The sequence below is a fragment of the Streptomyces sp. NPDC060049 genome, assembly GCF_042736715.1.
GTDB lineage: Bacteria > Actinomycetota > Actinomycetes > Streptomycetales > Streptomycetaceae > Streptomyces.
In genome coordinates this window covers 168,671-186,507 of record NZ_JBHWVV010000006.1, presented here as the reverse complement: position 1 = coordinate 186,507, position 17,837 = coordinate 168,671, and the positions used below count along the sequence as shown (strand labels likewise).

The following is a 17,837-nucleotide window of genomic DNA, read 5'->3' as shown; positions in this document are numbered from 1 at the left end:
GGCGCGGAGCCGTGCGCGCCGCGGGTCAGCGGTGCTCGGGGTTCGGGAAGTCGAAGCGGCAGCCCGCGTCCCACAGGGAACGCTGGTTGCCGTGCGCCGGCATCCCGCCGGACCGCTTGAGCAGGGCGGCCAGGTGCATCAGGTTCCAGCTCATGAAGGCCGTGTTCCGGTTGGTGAAGTCGTTGTCGGGACCGCCGGAGCCGGGGTCCAGGTACGAGGGCCCGGGCCCGGCCTCGCCGATCCAGCCGGCGTCGGCCTGCGGCGGGATCGCGTAGCCGAGGTGTTGGAGGCTGTAGAGGACGTTCATCGCGCAGTGCTTGACGCCGTCCTCGTTGCCGGTGATCAGGGCCCCGCCGACGCGCCCGTAGTAGGCGTACTGGCCCCGCTCGTTCAGGAGCGAGGAGCAGGCGTAGAGCCGCTCGATGACCTGCTTCATCACCGAGCTGTTGTCCCCGAGCCAGATCGGGCCGCACAGGACGAGGATGTCGGCGTCCATGATATGGCTGTAGAGGACCGGCCACTGGTCGCTCTCCCAGCCGTGCTCGGTCATGTCGGGCCAGACGCCGGTGGCGATGTCGTGGTCGACGGCACGGATGAGGGAGGTCCGGGCGCCGGCCGCCTCCATCACGGCGCGGCTCTTGTCGATCAGGCCCTCGGTGTTGCTGGTCTCGGGCGAGCGCTTGAGCGTGCAGTTGACGTAGACGGCGGTCAGGTCGGAGTAGTCGAAGGCGTGCGCGGTATCGGTGTCGTCGGCCACGCCCCAAGCCTCGCCGGGACCGGCCGGGGCCGCCACCGGGCCGCGCCCGTCCGTGGCGGGCCGGCCGGGCCCGGCGGCAGCCGGTCGCGTCCCGTCCCCGTCGGGATCGCGCTTGCGGAACAGCGCGGCGGAAGCAGGCGACCGGTTCGCGGCGCTGCCCGGGGTGGAGAACTCCCCTCTCGGGCCGTCCCCTTGGGCCGGGCCGTAAGGGGGTGGGAGCGGCGGGGGGCCGCCAAGCGGAACGCGCCTGACCGATCCGCTCGATTGGGGCGGGTTGTTACCGGTCCGTGCGGCCGACTAGGGTCAGCGGGCCTTGGTGTTCGGGAAACCGGTGGGAAACCGGTGCGGCCCTCGCCACTGTGATCGGGAAGTCCGGCTCCACTCCTGCGGGAAAGCCACTGGGCTGCGCGGGAGTTTCCGCGCCGGCCCGGGAAGGCGGAGTCGAGACATCAGCACCCGTGAGCCAGGAGACCGGCCGGGGCGCGTTGTCCATCCACGAGGTGCTGGAGAGGTCTCCCCACTCATGCATATAGCCGAGGGGTTCCTACCCCCTTTGCACGCGGCCGCCTGGGGCGCCGCGTCCGCTCCGTTCGTCGTCCACGGCGTTCGCTCGCTCACCCGCGAGGTGAAGGCGAACCCGGAGAGCACACTGCTGCTCGGGGCGTCCGGAGCCTTCACGTTCGTCCTTTCCGCCCTGAAGATCCCGTCCGTGACGGGGAGTTGCTCGCACCCCACCGGCACCGGGCTCGGGGCGATCCTGTTCCGGCCGCCGATCATGGCGGTGCTCGGCACCATCACCCTGCTGTTCCAGGCGCTGCTGCTGGCCCACGGCGGGCTCACCACCCTCGGCGCCAACGTCTTCTCGATGGCCGTCGCCGGCCCGTGGGCGGGCTACGCCGTCTACCGGCTGCTGCGGGGGGCGGGCCTTCCGCTGATGGTCACCGTCTTCTTCGGCGCCTTCTTCGCGGACCTGGTCACCTACTGCGTCACCAGCGTGCAGCTCGCGCTGGCCTTCCCGGACCCGGGCACCGGGTTCCTCGGCGCGCTCGCGAAGTTCGGAGGGATCTTCGCCGTCACGCAGGTACCGCTGGCCGTGAGCGAGGGCCTGCTGACCGTCCTCGTGATGCGGCTGCTGATGCAGGCGAGCAAGTCGGACCTGGTCCGGCTCGGGGTCGCGAAGCTCAAGCCCGCCACCACCGAGGAGAAGGCGGCGGTCCGATGAGCGGCATGTCGAAGAACGCGAAGATCAACACGCTGCTGCTGGCCGTGGTGGCGGCGCTCGCCGTACTGCCCCTCGCGCTGGGTCTCGGCGAGGGCAAGGAGGAGCCCTTCGCGGGCGCCGACGCGCAGGCGGAGACGGCCATCACCGAGATGAAGCCGGACTACGAGCCCTGGTTCTCCCCGCTCTACGAACCCCCGTCCGCCGAGATCGAATCCGCGCTGTTCGCCTTGCAGGCGGCGCTGGGCGCGGGCGTGCTCGCGTACTACTTCGGGCTGCGCAAGGGCCGGCGCCAGGTCCAGCTCCCGAACGCCCGGACGGCGGTCGCCGCCGCGGAGGCGGACCGGGCCGGGGCCGCGCCGAAGGAGTCGTAGGCGGTGCTGCCGATCGACGTCGCCGCGCACGGCAGCCGCTGGCGCGGCCGGCACCCGCTGGAGAAGGCCCTGCTCGGGATCGGGCTGACGGTCACCGCCGTGTGCCTGCCGCCCTGGCCGGGCGCGCCCCTGGTGGCCGGCGCCACCCTCGCCGTACTGCTCGGCCCGGCGGGGGTGGCCGGCCGGCAGCTGTGGCGGGCCTTCCGGCTCCCGCTCGGCTTCTGCCTCACCGGGGCGCTGCCGCTGCTGTTCGCGGTCGGCGGCCCGGCGGGGCTGCTCTCGCCGGCCCCCGACGGCCCGCGGCACGCCGCCGAGCTGCTCCTGCGCACCTCGGCGGCCTCCCTCGGGCTGCTGCTGTTCGCCTTCACCACCCCGGTCAGCGACGTGCTCCCCCGGCTGGTGCGGGCCGGGGTCCCGCCCCCCGTGGTCGACGTGGCCCTGGTCATGTACCGGATCGGCTTCCTGCTCCTCGACTCCACGGCCCGGGTTCGCCGGGCGCAGGCCGCCCGCCTCGGGCACACCGGCCGGGCGGCGGTGTGGCGCTCCCTGGCCGGGCTCGCCGCGACCTCCTTCGTACGGGCCTTCGACCGCGCGGCCAGACTCCAGGCGGGACTGGCCGGGCGCGGCTACGACGGCACGCTGCGGGTCCTCGTACCGGAGGCGGTGCTGTCGTGGCGCTTCCTGACCGCGTCGGGAGCCCTGCTGGCGGCCCTGATCACCGTAACCCTGACCCTGAAGGGGCTGTATCCGTGAACCCGTTGGCGACCCCCCTGATAGAGCTGGCCGGCGCGGGCTACGCCTACGAGGACGGCCCGGAGGTGCTGACCGGCGTCGACTTCGCCATCGCGCCGGGCCGGGCGCTGGCCCTGCTGGGGCGCAACGGAAGCGGCAAGACCACGCTGATGCGGCTGCTGAGCGGGGGCCTGCGGCCCGCGACGGGCGCGCTGCGGCTCGACGGCACGGCGGTCGCCTACGACCGCGCGGGCCTGACGCGGCTGCGCACGTCCGTCCAGCTGGTGGTGCAGGACCCGGACGACCAGCTGTTCGCGGCTTCGGTCGAACAGGACGTGTCCTTCGGGCCGATGAACATGGGGCTGTCCGCGCCGGAGGTCCGCGCCCGGGTGGACTCGGCGCTCGACGCGCTGGACATCACCCGGCTCCGGGACCGCCCCACCCACCTGCTGTCCTACGGCCAGCGCAAGCGCGCGGCGATCGCGGGGGCGGTGGCGATGGCTCCGCGCGTGCTGATCCTCGACGAGCCGACGGCCGGCCTCGACCCGGACGGCCAGGAGCGGCTGCTGGCCGTCCTCGCGGGCCTCCAGGCCTCCGGCACGACGGTGGTCATGGCCACCCACGACGTCGACCTGGCGGTCCGCTGGGCCGACGACGCGGCGGTCCTGACGCCGACGGGCATCCGCTTCGGCCCGGCCGGGGCCGTCCTCTCGGACCCGGCCCTCCTCGCGTCGGCGGGCCTGCGCCTGGCCTGGTCCCCGGCGGTGACCGCCTTCCTGCGCGCGCACGGCCTGCTGGCCGCGGACGCCCCGGGCCCGCGCGACCCCGAGGCGCTGGCCGCCTGGCGCTGAGGGCCGTCCCGCATACCTAGGATGACCGCATGTCGCTCCCGCACGCCATCCTCACCGCCCTGCTCGAAAAGCCCTCTTCGGGGCTGGAGCTGACCCGGCGGTTCGACAAGTCGATCGGGTACTTCTGGTCCGCGACGCACCAGCAGATCTACCGCGAGCTCGGCCGGCTGGAGGAGGCCGGGCTGATCCGGGCGCTGCCCAGCGAGGTACCCGTGCGGGGGCAGAAGAAGGAGTACGAGGTACTGGCCGCCGGGAGCGGGGAGCTGGCCCGGTGGGTCGGGGAGAGCCACGACCCGAAGCCGGTGCGCGATCCCCTGCTGCTGCGCATCCGGGCGGCGGCGGTGGTGGGGACGCGGGGCCTCGACGAGGAGCTGCGGCGCCATCTGGAACTGCACCGCGCGCAGTTGGCCGTGTACGAGGGCATCGAGGAGAAGGACTTCCCGGCCGGCCGGGACGCGGACGAGGACCGGCTGCGCCGGCTCGTGCTGCACGCGGGGATCGGGCTGGAGACCTTCTGGCTGCGCTGGCTGGAGGAGGCCCTCATCGAGGTGGAGGGCATGACCGGCCCGCAGGCCTGACGCGCCCCCCGGCCCGGCGGGGGCGAGGGGGCGGCGCGGGGACTACTTGTTCAGGGAGGCCCAGAACTCGTCGAAGCTCAGCAGGCCGTCGGAGTTCGCGTCCTTGGAGGCGATCACGGCGTCCGCGACCGGGCCGGTGACGAACGGGTCGCCCATCTCCGCCATCGCCGAACGGAACTCGTCGGCCGTCACGAAGCCGTCACCGTTCACGTCGAACTTGCCGAACGTCGTCCGTGCGCTCTCGATGTCCGCCACTGGGTCCACCCCTTCTTGGTGCTTGTTGACCGGCTCAGGGTAGCGGCATGCCGGAGCCCCTCACGCCCCGGGTCCCGTTCGAGCGGCAGATAGATATCCGATTACTCTTCCGTAACGCGGAAGCGATAATTCCAGCCAACAATTCCGGCCTGCACTTGTCACGCTCCGGGATCACGGCATAACGTACCGACATTGCCGCCACACCGGGAGCGCAGGGCTCCCAGGGACAAGCGGCAACAAGGGCGATCACACAGGTGACGATCACAGCTGACGCATCATTCGAAGTTCTGCCCTTCACCCGCACTTGCCGCCATATCTGGGAAGACGGCGACCATGTGCTCATCGGAGTGAGTCCTGGAAACAGCTACTTCAGCTCCGAGCGCATCACGAGCCTCGCCCGATGGGCCACGACCCGCTTCGCGCAGGTCGACTTCGTCTACGCAGACCTCCATGTCGACCGGATGTTCGCCGCCTTCGGCTACACCCGGGAACACGCGGAGAAGCGCGCGACGAAGGAAATAAAGGCAGTCCGGCGGAGAATCCTCAAGGGCGTGGAGGAATCAGGCCCCTCCCATGCCGAGATCCGGGTGAGGGCACTTTCCGAATTCCAGACGAACCCCGTCTACCAACTCCTGCACAGGCGCGTGCTCCATTTCCTGGAGACCGACGACGAATTCCGTAAGGGGTGCGAGGAAATGGCCTTGCACTTTGTCGGCTCCAAGGTGCCGGAAGGTGAATCGATCACCGACGCGCAGTTGCAGGTGTGTTTCGATTACATGGCGGCCGAGCTGCCCTTCTTCGTGGACACCCCGAGCATTCTCGACGTCCCGTCCTCGGTGGCCGCCTACCACGTCAAGATGCCGATGACCGATGTCCTCTTCGCGCGCGGTGGGGGACTGCGCGCGACGAGGAACCAGGCTTATGCCGTCGTAAGGCCCGAAGCGCCCGAAACGACGCGGAGCAACCCGCACCCGCACGACAACGCGCACGCGAACACCGCACCGACCGAAGGGACCGCCGATGAGCGTCGAGCAGCTTGAGGGCACCGGGCGGACCGGTGGGGCCCTCCTCGACTTCCCGCTCTCGCGGCGCGGTGACGTGCTCCCCGAGGAGTGCGCCCGGCTGCGCGAGAAGGCCCCGGTCGCGAAGGTCCGTACCCTCACCGGGGACCCGGCCTGGCTGGTGAGCAGCTACGCGCTGGCCAAGCAGGTGCTGGAGGACGAGCGCTTCAGCCTCAAGGACACGGCGAACGCCGGGGTCCCGCGCCAGTACGCCCTGACGATCCCGCCCGAGGTCGTCAACAACATGGGCAACATCAACAGCGCCGGACTGCGCAACGCGGTCATGAAGGCGCTCAACCCGCGCCAGGAGGGCCTGCGGGACCGACTGCGGGAGAAGGCAGGCGATCTCCTCGATCAGCTCGTGGCCGAGGGCGGACCGGCGGACCTGCGGGCGGGATTCGCCGACCCCTTCTCGGCGGCCATGCACTGCCAGGTGCTGGGCGTGCCGTTCGGGGACTGGCGGCGGCTGATGTCGGGGCTGGACGTCGCGTTCATGACCGCGCGCGAGCCGTTCGCCGACTCGGCGCTCAACTGGTACAAGGACGTCGGCTACTTCGTCGACCAGCTCAAGGCCCAGCTCGCGCTGCCCTCCGAGGAGCGTACGGGGCTCCTCGGCACGTTCGCCGAGCTGAAGGAGGCCGATCCGGAGTCGGCGCACCTGACCGACGACATGTTCGCCACGGTCGCCGTCTCCCTCTTCGGGGCCGGGGCGGTCTCCACCTCCGCCTTCCTGACCCTCGCGGTCCTGGCGCTCCTGCAGCGGCCGCAACTCATCGGCTACCTCCGCGAGCACCCGGAGCGCATGGGCGGGGCCGTCGAGGAGCTGCTGCGCTGGAACCTGTCCGTCGGCGACGGCCTGCCGCGCATCGCGATGGCGGACGTCCAGGTCGGCGACGTGCTGGTCAAGGAGGGTGAGCTCGTCCTGGTCCTGCTGGAGGGCGCCAACTTCGACCCGGAGGCCTTCGAGAACCCGGACAAGCTGGACCTGGAGCGCGAGGGCTCCCGCGCGCACCTGGCCTTCGGCGCCGGCCGGCACTTCTGCCCGGCCTCCGCCCTGGGCCGGGCCCACGCCGAGATCGCTCTGGAGGTGCTGGTCGAGCGGTTGCCCGGCCTGCGCCTGGCGGTGCCGGCGGAGAACCTGGTGTGGCGGACCGGCTTCATCAAGCGGCTCCCGGAGCGGCTCCCCGTCGCCTGGTGACGGTGAGCGCGTGAGCGTGCCCCGGGAGCTGTGCGAGCCCCCGGGGCATTTCCGCGCCCGCCGGCCGCGTCGGCTTACCCGGATCCGCGGAGCCGGACCCGCGGAGCCGGACCCGCGGAGCCGGACCCGCGGAGCCGGACCCGCGGAGCCGCGGCGGCGTACCGGGCCGGCTACCGGAAGATGCCCGTGTGGCCGAGCGAGTAGCGGCCGGGCTGTGGGTACACGGCGAGGCCGTGCGGGCCGCCGCCCACCGGGATCTTCGCGAGCTGCTTGCCGGTGGTGGTGTCGATGGCGTAGACCTCGGAGTTGTAGCGGCCCGAGAGCCACAGCACCTTGCCGTCGGCGGACACGCCGCCCATGTCCGGGCTGCCGCCGTCGGGCAGCTCCCACTTCTTCGTCAGCTTGTTCTGCGTGAAGTCGAAGACGGACACGGACCCTTCGCCCCGGTTGGAGACGTACATCTCCTTGGAGTCGCGGCTGACGTACAGGCCGTGGCAGCCCTTTCCGGTGGGCAGCAGCTTGGGGGTCTCGAACTTGTCGCCGCCGAGCACCCACATGCCGTCCGCCATCATGTCCGCGACGTAGAAGGTCTTTCCGTCCGGCGAGACCTTGACGTCCTGCGGCATCGCGCCCTCGAACGGCAGTTTCTGCTGGCCGATGACCTCCATCTTCTCGGTGTCGACCTTGAGCAGTTCACCGGAGAACTCGCAGCTCACGATGAAGTAGCGGCCGTCCGCCGAGAAGTCCGCGTGATTGACGCCGAAACAGGACACGGGGACGGTTTTGACGCGGTCCATCGTGTGCGGGTCACGGAAGACCAGTTCCTTGTCCATCGAGGCCATGACCACCGCGTACTTCCCGTTGGGCGTGAAGTACAGGTTGTACGGGTCGTGGACCTCGACGGGCTTGCCGGCCTCGCCGGTGGCCGGATTGATCGGGGTGAGCGTGTGGCCCCGGTTGTTGTTGACCCAGAGGGTCTTCAGGTCCCAGGAGGGGACCACGTGCTGGGGCTGGACGCCGACCGGGATGGTGTCGATGACCTTGTAGGTGGCCGGGTCGATGACGGACACCGTGTTGGAGCTGGTGTTCGGCACGTAGACGCGGGACGGGAAGTCCTTGACCACCGGGGAGAGTCTGTTCGGCCGGTCGGCCGCGTACACGTCGTTCGGATCGAGGAGCGGCGGCATCCCGGCCAGGCCCGGCGGCACGGCCGGTGCCATCTTGGCGGGCACGGCGGGCCCCTTGGAGCCGAGCGCCTCGGCGGGTCCCTTGTCGGCTTCGCCGCAGCCGGTCAGGGCGGCGAGGACCAGACCGGCCAGCAGCACGGTGGCCTTCCGGGGAAGGCGGGTGGTCGTCATGGGGTCAGCAGCTCCGTGGTGGTCACGGCGCGCAGTTCGCGGCGCGCGAGTTCTTCGAGGAGGGGTGGCATCGCGTCGACCGTGTCCGCGTAGCCGAAGTGCAGGCTCACCACCGATCCGCCTTGGATCGTCCCGGTGACGGTGCGGATGACGGCCGCGGCACCGGGCGAGGTGAAGTCGAGGGAGTCCACGTCGTAGGACAGGACGTGCGGGTAGCCGGCCCGCTGGGCCAGTTTTCGCACCAGCGGGGTGGCGTACTGGGTCTGGGACGGCCGGAACCAGGTGCCGATGGACCCGGTCAGCCGCTTGAGCCGGTCGGCGCAGCCGGTGATCTCGGCGTACGCCTGGGCCTCGGGCATGGTGTTGATCGCGAGGTGGCGCTGGGTGTGGTTGCCGAGCTCGTGGCCGCCGTCCAGGATCCGGCGGGCCATCTCCGGGTGGGCGTCGAGCCAGGCTCCGATGGCCAGTACGGTGACCCGCGCGCCCGCCCACTCCGCCTCCGCGAGCACCGCCTTGGCGACGGCGGGGTCGCCGTTGCCGTGGAAGGTGAGCGCGACGTCCGGGCGGCCGCGCGGACCGTGCCCGATCTCGACGGGTTGTCCGGCGAACCGGCGCGGTGCGGGAGCCGCCTTGGCCGCGGCCGCCGCTCCGTCCGGCGCGGCCTTCGCCGGGGGCGCGGACGGCACGGTGGCGGTAGGGGAGTGCGTGCCGCAGGCGGCGGTGAGGGCGCCGGCGGCGACCCCCGCGCCGGCACGAAGAGCGGATCGGCGGTCCGGGTAGCAGAGCACCTGCCCATTTAAGGGGTGGATGCCCGCCTGGGTAATGATTGACCCATTTCGGGACGTTCGACAGACCCCGGCGCACAGGCACTCTGACCGCTACGTGATCAACGATTCACGCAGAGCGTTGGATAATTATTCAATGAATGCGAGGCCCGTGGTCCATCTCACCTAAGATTTAGGTAGAAACTCTTAGGATATGCACACTTATGTCCGTGTTGGGACTTTTGGCGTTTGGTCCCTCGTCTGCCATAGTCGGAATCACGGCTTCCCGTTGACCCGAGCGAAGTCCCTCCGCCGAGGATCACACCCCCTTCGATCCTCGGCACACCCATGAGACCCCCGCAGCGCCCCACCAGAGGCGACAGGGGGTCTCTGCGTTTTCCGGGGCGGGCTGCGGTGCTCGCCGGCCGGCGCCTCAGCGGTCGACGCCTCAGCGGTCGGCCACGCGCATCTCGAACCAGGTGATCTTGCCGCGCGGCAGCAGGTCCGCGCCCCAGCGGTCCGAGAGCTTGTCGACGAGGAACAGCCCCCGGCCGGTGGTGTCCATTTCGTGCACCGGCATCAGGCAGGGCAGCCCGCGCGAGGGGTCGCGCACCTCGACCCGGATCCAGCCCCGACGCCTGAGCATCCGTAAACCGAAGGACCGCGCCCCGGTGTGCCGGACGGCGTTGCCGACGAGCTCCGAGACCAGCAGCACGGCGTGCTCGGCGATCTGCGGGGAGAGGCCCCACAGGCGCACCACCACGCACTGGGTGAGCCGGCGGGCAGTGCTCGCCGACTCGGGCATGGACGGCAGGGTCACTTCCGCCTCGACCGGATTACCGTACAACTCCAGCGCCTTGAGGCCCTGTTCGTCCTCCAGGGCCGCCGTGAGCCGTACGGCGGAAGCGCTGCTGCGCTGCCGCGGCTGTTCCACACCCTCCAGGCCCGCCATGCACCCATCATGGACGGCCAGGGGGGCCGTCCGGGCCGTTCCAGAGGAAAACGCCCCCCGGAATCATGGATTCCAAGGGGGCGTTCCGGCATATGCGTTCGGCAAGCGGAGGCCGGTCGCATCCGCCTGACCTGCGGTGACGTACCGCTAAGAGATGATCACGCTGAGTGGATCACCTTTTCTCCTTAAGGTTCCCTTAAGGCCTGGCTAATGCACCCCCAGGGAGGACCCGGCCGCACCGAGGACCTCGGGCCGGGGTCGCGCACCGGCACCGGCACCGGCACCGGCTAGAGGAACTTGGCCTTCCCCGGGCCCTCTTCGACGAAGCTGCGCATCCCGCGGTCGCGGTCCTCGGTGGCGAACAGACCCGCGAACCAGTTGCGTTCGATGGTCAGACCGGTGTCGATGTCGGCCTCCAGCCCCGCGTCCACGCACTCCTTCGCGGCGCGCAGCGCGAGGGCCGGGCCCTGCGCGAGCTTGGCGGCCCAGGCGTACGCCTGCTCGTACACCTCGGCGGCCGGAACGACCCGGTCCACGAGCCCGAGGGTGAGCGCCTCCTCCGCCTTGACCATGCGGCCGGTGAAGATGAGGTCCTTGGCCTTGGAGGGGCCGATCAGCCGGGAGAGCCGCTGGGTGCCGCCCGCGCCCGGGATCAGGCCGAGCAGGATCTCGGGCTGGCCGAGCTTCGCGTTGTCGGCGGCGATGCGGTAGTCGGCGCACAGCGCCAGTTCGCAGCCGCCGCCCAGGGCGTAGCCGGTGACGGCGGCGACGACGGGCTTGGGGATCCGCGCCACCGCCGTGAAGGCGTCCTGCAGCCCGCGGGACCGGGCGACCATGGCCGCGTGGTCCATCGTCTGCATCTCCTTGATGTCCGCGCCCGCCGCGAACACCCTCTCACCGCCGTAGATGACGACCGTGCGGACGTCCGCCCGGTCCGTCGCCTCCACCGCGAGCTCGCGCAGCCGGTCCTGGGTGGCGATGTCAAGGGCGTTCATGGGCGGCCGGTCCAGACGGATGACGCCGACGCCTTCGGAGACTTCGAGAGAGATGGTCATACGGGGAAGGTTAGCGCCGGTTAACGCGGAAGCGCCCGGTGCCGTGGGTCACAGCACCGGGCGCAACCCCTACTCCGAGGGAGGGCGTACTACTTGATCCACTCGGCCCAGTCCATGTTCCAGCCGTTGAGGCCGTTGTCCGGGGCGACGGTCTTGTCCTTGGAGTTCTTCACGATGACCACGTCACCGATCAGCGAGTTGTCGAAGAACCACGCGGCCGGCTGGGCGCCGTCGCCCGCGCCGCGCACGTCGCGCAGGCCGACGCAGCCGTGGCTGACGTTCTCCGAGCCGAAAGTGCCCGACGAGGCCCAGTAGTTGCCGTGGACGAAGGTGCCCGACTGTGTCAGACGCATCGCGTGCGGGACGTCGGAGATGTCGTACTCGCCGCCGAAGCCGACGGTGGCGCCGTTCATCCGGGTCACCTTGTACTTCTCGCTGATGACCATCTGCCCGTTGTAGGTGGTGTTCGCGGGGGCTCCGGCGGTGATCGGGATGTTCTTGAGCACCTGGCCGTCACGGACGACCTGCATGCCGTGCTCGGCGGCGTCGACGGTGGTGACCTGGGAGCGGCCGACGGTGAAGGTGACCGTACGGGTCTGCTTGCCGTAGACCCCCGGCCGGCCTTCGACCCCGTCGAGCGCGAGCTTCACGGTGACCTTGGTACCCGCGGCCCAGTACTTCTCGGGGCGGAAGTCGAGGCGGTCGTTGCCGAACCAGTGGCCCTCGACCGGAACGGCCGGCTCGGCCGTGACCGTGATGGCCTTCTCGACGGCCTCGGGGTTGGTGATGCCGCGGGTGAAGTTGATCGAGACCGGCATGCCCACGCCGACGGTCGAGCCGTCCTCGGGCGTGTAGTGGCCGATGAAGGTGTTCACCGGGGTCAAAGTGGTGAAGGTGGTGTCCTTGGCGGACTCGCGGCCCGCCTCGTCCTTGGCGACCGCGTGCACCTTGTACTCGGTGGCGGAGGCGAGGTTGCGGGCGGGCTCCCAGCTCGCGCCGTCGTCGGCGAGCTTGCCCTCCACCGCGTTGCCCTTGGTGTCGGCGACCGTCACCGTGCTGAGCTTGCCGCCGGTGCTCGATATCTTCAGGACGCCGCTGGTGGCGACCTCCTTGGACCCGTCGTCCGGCTTGACGCTCACGACGGCCTTGGACGCCTCGGTACCGGTCGAGCCGGCGCCGCCGTCCTTACCGCCGCTCCCGCCGGCGCCACCGCCGTTGCCTCCGCTGCTACACGCGCTCGTCAGCAGCAGGGCCGCGCCCAGCAGGAGGGCCGGCAGGCCGGTGCGGACGCGGCCGCGTATCGGCTGCAGGTTCACTCTTGTTCTCCCCATGTCCCCCGCGCACGGACAGTCGCGCGCTTCCTGCCAGGAAATCACACGGGGGGATCACGAGAGGGTACGACCGTGTCACCGTTCCGTCCCAAGCGTCGGGACACGCCGGAAATCGTTCCTCCGTACCGGATTTGACGCCCCGGACGGAGACCGCGTCTCCCTCGGTGAGCAGGGTCCGGAGCGGTTGCGCGTCCGGGACGAAGAGGGTGACGCGGCCGGCCGCGGGGCGTCAGCCGAGTGCGGAGCCGGCGACCCAGGCCGGCCACGACATGTTCCAGCCGCCCAGCCCGTTGTCGGCGGCGACCGTCTTGTCCTGCGAGTTCACGACCTCCACCACGTCCCCGACCAGGCTCCGGTCGAAGAACCAGCCGGCCGGGGTGTCGGAGCCGCCGCCCTTGTCGTCGCGCAGTCCGATGCAGCCGTGGCTGGCGTTGGTGGAGCCGAAGGTGTCGGGGCTGGCCCAGTAGTTGCCGTGCAGGAAGGTCCCGGAGCGGGTCAGGCGCATGGCGTGCGGGACGTCCGGGATGTCGTACTCCCCGCCGAAGCCGACGGTCTGCCCGTTCATCCGGGTGACGTCGAAGAGCTCCATCACCACCATCTTGCCGTTGTACGTGGTGTTCTTCGGGGCCCCGGCGGTGATCGGCACGGTGGACAGCAGCTCGCCGTCGCGCCGGACCTCCATGGTGTGCGCGGCCGCGTCGACGGTGGAGATCTGGGAGCGGCCGACGGTGAAGCGCAAGGTCTTGTCCTGGATGCCGTACGAGCCGGGTGCGCCCTCGACGTCCCGCAGCCTCATCGTGACGGTGACCTCGGTGCCGGGCTTCCAGTACTCCTTGGGCCGGAAGTCGAGGCGCTCGTCGCCGAACCAGTGGCCGGCCACCTCCACGGCCGGGTCGGAGGTGATCTTGATGGCCCGCTCCACATCGGCGCGGCGTTCGATCGACCGGCTGAAGTTGAAGGAGATGATCATCCCGGTGCCGACGGTGGAACGGTTCTCGGGCTTGAAGTAGCCGATGAAGCGCTCCTCGGGAACATAGGTGGTGAAGGTCGTGTGCCGGGCCTGGCGACGGTCGTGCCCGTCGAGCGCGACGGCGTCCACGGTGTACTTGGCCGCGAGCGCGAGCCGTCCGGCGGCCGGGTCGGGGCTCCAGCTGAGCCCGTCGACGGCGATGGTGCCGGGAACCTCCTCCTCCTGCGCGTCCTCCACCTTGGTGACCACGACCCGCTCCAGCCGGCCCTCGGGCACGGTGACCGTCAGCGGCCCCTCGGCCGGCACGCCCTTGGCGTTGTCGTCCGGGGTGATCCGGATCGCCTCGTCCGGCGACCGGGGTTTGCCGGGCAGCTGGATCTCGATCGGGGAACCGCCGTCTTCGGTGCATCCGGACAGGCCTCCGAGGAGGCCCGCCCATGCCGCCACGGCGGCCAAGCCCGCCCCTGCTCGCCTCGTCAGAAGAGTCACGTCCCACCAACGACGCGCCCCCTCCGAGGGAAACGTGGGCGCGGCTCGAGTTCCAGGGCCAACAGTCCGGGCAGAACAGTGGGAAGGACCAGACGGGGGCGGGCCCGGGCCGGGACGCCGGGGCCGCACGTTCCCCACCCTGCCGGTACCGAGAGCCGTGGAGGCGGGCAGTGTCGAGCGCAGCGGAACAAGAGACGGTGGAAGCCGTCGCGGGTGAGGTACGCAACGGCCGGATGGCCGCGCCCCAACCGGTCAGGGCGCGGACCCGTACCGGCCCACCGGTCTGGCCCGGGTCCTCGCACCCCCTGGGGGCCCGGTTCCACCAGGGCCCGGACGGCCGGGCCGGGACCAACTTCGCGCTGTGGGCGCAGGGCGCGGAGGCGGTGGAGGTGTGCCTCTTCACCGCGGACGGGACCGAGACCCGGTGCGCGCTGACGGAGCTGACCCACGAGATCTGGCACGGGTTCCTGCCGGACGTGCGCCCCGGCCAGCGGTACGGATTTCGGGTGCACGGCCGCTGGGACCCCTGGACGGGGGCCCGCTACAACCCGGCGAAGCTGCTCCTGGACCCGTACGCGCGTGCGGTGGACGGGGAGTTCACGCTGCCGCCGGAGGTGTACGCGCACGTCCGCGACTGGCCGCAGCAGTACATCGCGGACACCGTGCGCGACGACCGCGACTCGGCGCCGCACGTCCCCAAGGGCGTCGTGGTCCATGATGACGACGACTGGGCGGACGACGTCCGGCCGAAGACCCCGTGGGCCGACTCGGTCATCTACGAACTGCACGTGCGCGGCTTCACGATGCGCCATCCGGGCATTCCCGAGCACCTGCGCGGGACGTACGCGGGCCTCGCGCACCCGGCGGCGATCGAGCACCTGACCGGGCTCGGGGTGACCGCGGTCGAGCTGCTGCCGGTCCATCAGTTCGCCCACGAGGACCACCTGCTGCGCCGGGGCCTGCGCAACTACTGGGGCTACAACTCGATCGGCTACTTCGCCCCGCACGCGGGATATTCCTCGAGCGGTACGTCCGGGCAGCAGGTCGGCGAGTTCAAGCGGATGGTCAAAGCACTGCACGCGGCCGGGATCGAGGTCATCCTCGACGTGGTCTACAACCACACGGCGGAGGCCGGCGAGCTGGGCCCGACGCTGTCGCTGCGCGGGATCGACAACCGCGCCTACTATCGGCTCCAGTCGGACCAGCGCCGGTACGCGGACTACACGGGCTGCGGGAACACCCTGCACGCCGGGCGCCCCCACGTGCTGCGCCTGATCACCGACTCGCTGCGGTACTGGGTGACCGAGATGGGGGTGGACGGCTTCCGCTTCGACCTGGCGGCGGCGCTGGCCCGCTCGATGCACGACGTGGACATGCTGTCGCCGTTCCTCGCGGTCATCGCCCAGGACCCGGTGCTGCGGCGGGTCAAACTGATCGCCGAGCCCTGGGACGTGGGCTCGGGGGGGTACCAGGTCGGGGCCTTCCCGCCGCTGTGGACGGAGTGGAACGACCGCTACCGGGACGCCGTGCGGGACTTCTGGCGGGGCGCGCTGCCCGACGTGCGGGACCTCGGGTACCGGCTGTCGGGGTCGAGCGACCTGTACGCGTGGGGCGGCCGGCGGCCGTACGCCTCGGTCAACTTCATCACGGCGCACGACGGGTTCACCCTGCGCGACCTGGTGTCCTACGAGTCCAAGCACAACGAGGAGAACGGCGAGGAGGGCCGGGACGGGACCAATGACAACCGGTCGTGGAACTGCGGGACCGAGGGCGAGCCCCCCGAGGGCGCGGACCCGCGCGTCGGGGCGCTGCGCCGGCGGCAGCTGCGCAACCTGCTGACCACGCTGCTGCTGTCGACCGGGGTGCCGATGCTGGTGGCGGGCGACGAGTTCGGCCGGACCCAGGGCGGCAACAACAACGCGTACTGCCAGGACAACGAGACGAGCTGGGTGGACTGGTCGCTGTTGGAGGACCCCTCCTGGCAGGGGCTGCTGGCGCTGGCCCGACGGCTGCTGGCACTGCGCCGCGACCATCCGGTGCTGCGGCGGCGGGCGTTCTTCTCGGGGAGCTCGCAGGCCGCGGACGGGCTGCGGGACCTGGCCTGGTTCACCCCGGCGGGGGCGGAGATGACCGAGCGGGACTGGTACGCCCCCGCGTCCGCGGTGGGGCTGTACCTGTCGGGTCGCGACATCCCGGGCCGCGACGAGCGGGGCCGGCAGGTGACGGACGACAGCTTCCTGGCGCTGCTGCACTCCGGGGACCGCCCGGTGGAGTGGTCGCTGCCCGGAGCGCCGTGGGCGGCGGCCTACGAGCTGGTCCTGGACACCTCCCGGGAGGACCAGGCGGACGCCCCGGCCACCCGCCACCGCGGGGGCGAGGTCCTGACGGTCCCGGCGCGCGCGGTGATGCTGCTGAAGGTCGTGGGCTAGCCGGAGCCGCGCGGGGGCCGGGGCGGCCCCCGGCGGGAGCCTTCCCGCGTCCTGCGATGATGTGCCCTTCGTACGCACATGCGCATGAAGGATGTTCGAGGGGTTGTGTCGATGGCGAGTGTAGGGACCGCGTTGCGGGAGCTGCGCGGGGCGCAGAAGTCGGCGAAGGGCGTGTCGCTCTATTCGCGGTTCGTCAACCGGCCCGTGGGGCGGCTGTTGGCCGCCGTGTCCTTCGCGCTCGGACTCACCCCGAACCAGGTGACGCTGATCAGCGCCGCCCTGAGCTTCGCCGGTGCGGCCGTCGTCGCGCTGGCGGCGCCCTCGTGGGGGCTCGGGGTGGTGGTGTGGGCCGTCCTCGCCGTCGGCTTCGCCTTCGACTCCGCCGACGGGCAGCTGGCCCGGCTGCGCGGGGGCGGCAGCCCGGCGGGCGAATGGCTGGACCACGTCGTGGACTGCGCGAAGCTCACCTCGCTGCACAGCTGCGTGCTCATCGCCTTCTACCGCTTCCCGGACGCGTACGGAACCGCGGGCGAGGGCTGGCTGCTGGTGCCGCTGGCCTTCCAGCTGGCCTCGGTCGTCACCTTCTTCGGGGGGCTGCTGACCGAGAAGCTCAAGCCGAAGGCCGCAGTGGGAAACCCCGCCGCCGCCCCCTCGACGCTGCGCGCGGTGGCGCTGCTCCCCGTGGACTACGGGGTGTTCTGCATGGTGTTCCTGGCGCTCGGCGGCGGACAGCTGTTCCGCTGGGCGTACGCGGCGATGGGCGTCGTCGCCGCGCTGTTCCTGCTGGCGTTCCTCACGAAGTGGTTCCGGGAGCTGAACGCCGTACCGAGGTGACCGGCGCCGCACGGCGGCGGGCGGCGCCGTGCCGGGCGGGCGCGAGGGGGTCAGCCCCGCTGTTCGGCCATCGGCTCGGCCAGGGCGTCCAGGGCCCGGCGCAGCTGGGTGCTGGAGGTGTGCACCGTGTACGGGAAGTAGACGACGTCGACTCCGTGGGCGGCGAAGTCCTTCTCCAGCCGGTCGCCCTTGGGCGTGCCGCGCCAGTCGTCACCCTTGAAGATCACGTCGAAGCGGACCTGCCTCCAGGTTTCCACTTTGTCCGGGACGGTCTCGACGAAAGCCGCGTCCACGTAGCGGACGCTGCGCACTATTTCGAGCCGTTCGACGAGGGGTATCACCGGGCGTCGCCCCTTGGCCACTTCGGCCATTTCATCGGACACGACCCCGGCCACCAGGTAGTCGCACCGACTCCGGGCGTGCCGAAGGATATTGAGATGTCCGATATGGAACAGATCGTACGCTCCTGGCGCATAGCCGATTTTGTACGGTCTGCGCGCGGGCGCAGTAAGTTCGGACATGTCCCGCTCCGTCATCTGTTATCCCCCTGAGGCCACACCCCCCGGTGTGGCGGATTAGCAGACAATAGCGTGCACGTTCCGCATGACGTTGATGAACGAATAGGGTGAC

General features: G+C 70.9%; 18 protein-coding genes and 1 riboswitch. Of the genes, 9 read left to right on the top strand and 9 right to left on the bottom strand.

Annotation, left to right across the window (positions count from 1 at the left end):
- Positions 1-25: 25 nt before the first annotated feature.
- Positions 26-757, bottom strand: coding sequence for a flavodoxin family protein (locus ACFWBY_RS13375; protein WP_385329645.1), 732 nt, complete (start codon positions 755-757; stop codon positions 26-28).
- Between the two features lie 297 nt (positions 758-1,054).
- Positions 1,055-1,252, top strand: a riboswitch (cobalamin riboswitch).
- Positions 1,253-1,280: 28 nt separating this feature from the next.
- Here ACFWBY_RS13375 and ACFWBY_RS13370 point away from each other — a divergent pair.
- Genes ACFWBY_RS13370 through ACFWBY_RS13350 form a run of 5 tightly spaced genes read left to right on the top strand, consistent with a single transcriptional unit; the run spans position 1,281 to position 4,511 of the window.
- Positions 1,281-1,979: an energy-coupling factor ABC transporter permease gene (locus ACFWBY_RS13370; RefSeq protein ID WP_385329648.1), complete on the top strand. Its 699-nt coding sequence runs from the start codon at positions 1,281-1,283 to the stop codon at positions 1,977-1,979.
- Positions 1,980-1,984: 5 nt separating this feature from the next.
- The gene (locus ACFWBY_RS13365) at positions 1,985-2,350 is read left to right on the top strand and encodes an energy-coupling factor ABC transporter substrate-binding protein (RefSeq protein WP_385329729.1); all 366 of its coding nucleotides are present in this window, start codon (positions 1,985-1,987) and stop codon (positions 2,348-2,350) included.
- A 3-nt stretch (positions 2,351-2,353) separates the two neighbouring features.
- Positions 2,354-3,103: a cobalt ECF transporter T component CbiQ gene (gene cbiQ, locus ACFWBY_RS13360; protein ID WP_385329650.1), complete on the top strand. Its 750-nt coding sequence runs from the start codon at positions 2,354-2,356 to the stop codon at positions 3,101-3,103.
- Positions 3,100-3,933, top strand: a complete 834-nt coding sequence (locus ACFWBY_RS13355) for an energy-coupling factor ABC transporter ATP-binding protein (protein ID WP_385329651.1) — start codon at positions 3,100-3,102, stop codon at positions 3,931-3,933. Before cbiQ ends, ACFWBY_RS13355 begins: the two co-directional genes overlap by 4 nt.
- Before the next feature lie 29 nt (positions 3,934-3,962).
- On the top strand, positions 3,963-4,511 hold the full coding sequence (locus ACFWBY_RS13350; protein ID WP_385329654.1) for a PadR family transcriptional regulator: 549 nt from the start codon (positions 3,963-3,965) through the stop codon (positions 4,509-4,511).
- Positions 4,512-4,553: 42 nt separating this feature from the next.
- On the opposite strand, the gene ACFWBY_RS13345 is transcribed toward ACFWBY_RS13350, so the two are convergent.
- Positions 4,554-4,766 carry an EF-hand domain-containing protein gene (locus tag ACFWBY_RS13345; protein WP_385329656.1) on the bottom strand — a complete coding sequence of 71 codons (213 nt, stop codon included), beginning with the start codon at positions 4,764-4,766 and terminating at the stop codon, positions 4,554-4,556.
- 254 nt (positions 4,767-5,020) lie between these two features.
- Between ACFWBY_RS13345 and ACFWBY_RS13340 the strand changes: the two genes are divergently transcribed.
- Both ACFWBY_RS13340 and ACFWBY_RS13335 read left to right on the top strand, forming a co-directional pair.
- Positions 5,021-5,806 carry a tRNA-dependent cyclodipeptide synthase gene (locus ACFWBY_RS13340; RefSeq protein ID WP_385329658.1) on the top strand — a complete coding sequence of 262 codons (786 nt, stop codon included), beginning with the start codon at positions 5,021-5,023 and terminating at the stop codon, positions 5,804-5,806.
- Positions 5,787-7,025: a cytochrome P450 gene (locus ACFWBY_RS13335; protein WP_385329660.1), complete on the top strand. Its 1,239-nt coding sequence runs from the start codon at positions 5,787-5,789 to the stop codon at positions 7,023-7,025. Before ACFWBY_RS13340 ends, ACFWBY_RS13335 begins: the two co-directional genes overlap by 20 nt.
- Before the next feature lie 170 nt (positions 7,026-7,195).
- On the opposite strand, the gene ACFWBY_RS13330 is transcribed toward ACFWBY_RS13335, so the two are convergent.
- From ACFWBY_RS13330 to ACFWBY_RS13305, 6 genes are all read right to left on the bottom strand, one after another.
- Positions 7,196-8,383 (bottom strand): YncE family protein, encoded by a 1,188-nt coding sequence (locus tag ACFWBY_RS13330; protein WP_385329662.1) that lies wholly within the window; start codon positions 8,381-8,383, stop codon positions 7,196-7,198.
- Positions 8,380-9,171, bottom strand: coding sequence for a polysaccharide deacetylase family protein (locus ACFWBY_RS13325; RefSeq protein WP_385329665.1), 792 nt, complete (start codon positions 9,169-9,171; stop codon positions 8,380-8,382). Before ACFWBY_RS13325 ends, ACFWBY_RS13330 begins: the two co-directional genes overlap by 4 nt.
- Positions 9,172-9,595: 424 nt before the next feature.
- A complete protein-coding gene (locus ACFWBY_RS13320) occupies positions 9,596-10,099 on the bottom strand; it encodes an ATP-binding protein (RefSeq protein ID WP_385329667.1) in 504 nt (167 codons plus the stop codon).
- Positions 10,100-10,386: 287 nt separating this feature from the next.
- Positions 10,387-11,154, bottom strand: coding sequence for an enoyl-CoA hydratase/isomerase family protein (locus ACFWBY_RS13315; RefSeq protein WP_385329670.1), 768 nt, complete (start codon positions 11,152-11,154; stop codon positions 10,387-10,389).
- Positions 11,155-11,243: 89 nt separating this feature from the next.
- The gene (locus tag ACFWBY_RS13310; RefSeq protein ID WP_385329673.1) at positions 11,244-12,485 is read right to left on the bottom strand and encodes an Ig-like domain-containing protein; all 1,242 of its coding nucleotides are present in this window, start codon (positions 12,483-12,485) and stop codon (positions 11,244-11,246) included.
- Between the two features lie 229 nt (positions 12,486-12,714).
- Positions 12,715-13,911: an Ig-like domain-containing protein gene (locus ACFWBY_RS13305; RefSeq protein WP_385329675.1), complete on the bottom strand. Its 1,197-nt coding sequence runs from the start codon at positions 13,909-13,911 to the stop codon at positions 12,715-12,717.
- 203 nt (positions 13,912-14,114) lie between these two features.
- Between ACFWBY_RS13305 and glgX the strand changes: the two genes are divergently transcribed.
- Complete coding sequence (glgX, locus tag ACFWBY_RS13300) at positions 14,115-16,373, top strand: glycogen debranching protein GlgX (RefSeq protein WP_385329677.1); 2,259 nt, start codon at positions 14,115-14,117, stop codon at positions 16,371-16,373.
- A 111-nt stretch (positions 16,374-16,484) separates the two neighbouring features.
- Entirely contained in the window at positions 16,485-17,207 is a 723-nt protein-coding gene (locus tag ACFWBY_RS13295) for a CDP-alcohol phosphatidyltransferase family protein (RefSeq protein WP_385329680.1), read from the top strand.
- A gap of 50 nt (positions 17,208-17,257) precedes the next feature.
- On the opposite strand, the gene ACFWBY_RS13290 is transcribed toward ACFWBY_RS13295, so the two are convergent.
- Positions 17,258-17,728, bottom strand: coding sequence for an adenylyltransferase/cytidyltransferase family protein (locus ACFWBY_RS13290; protein ID WP_385329682.1), 471 nt, complete (start codon positions 17,726-17,728; stop codon positions 17,258-17,260).
- Positions 17,729-17,837: the final 109 nt, after the last annotated feature.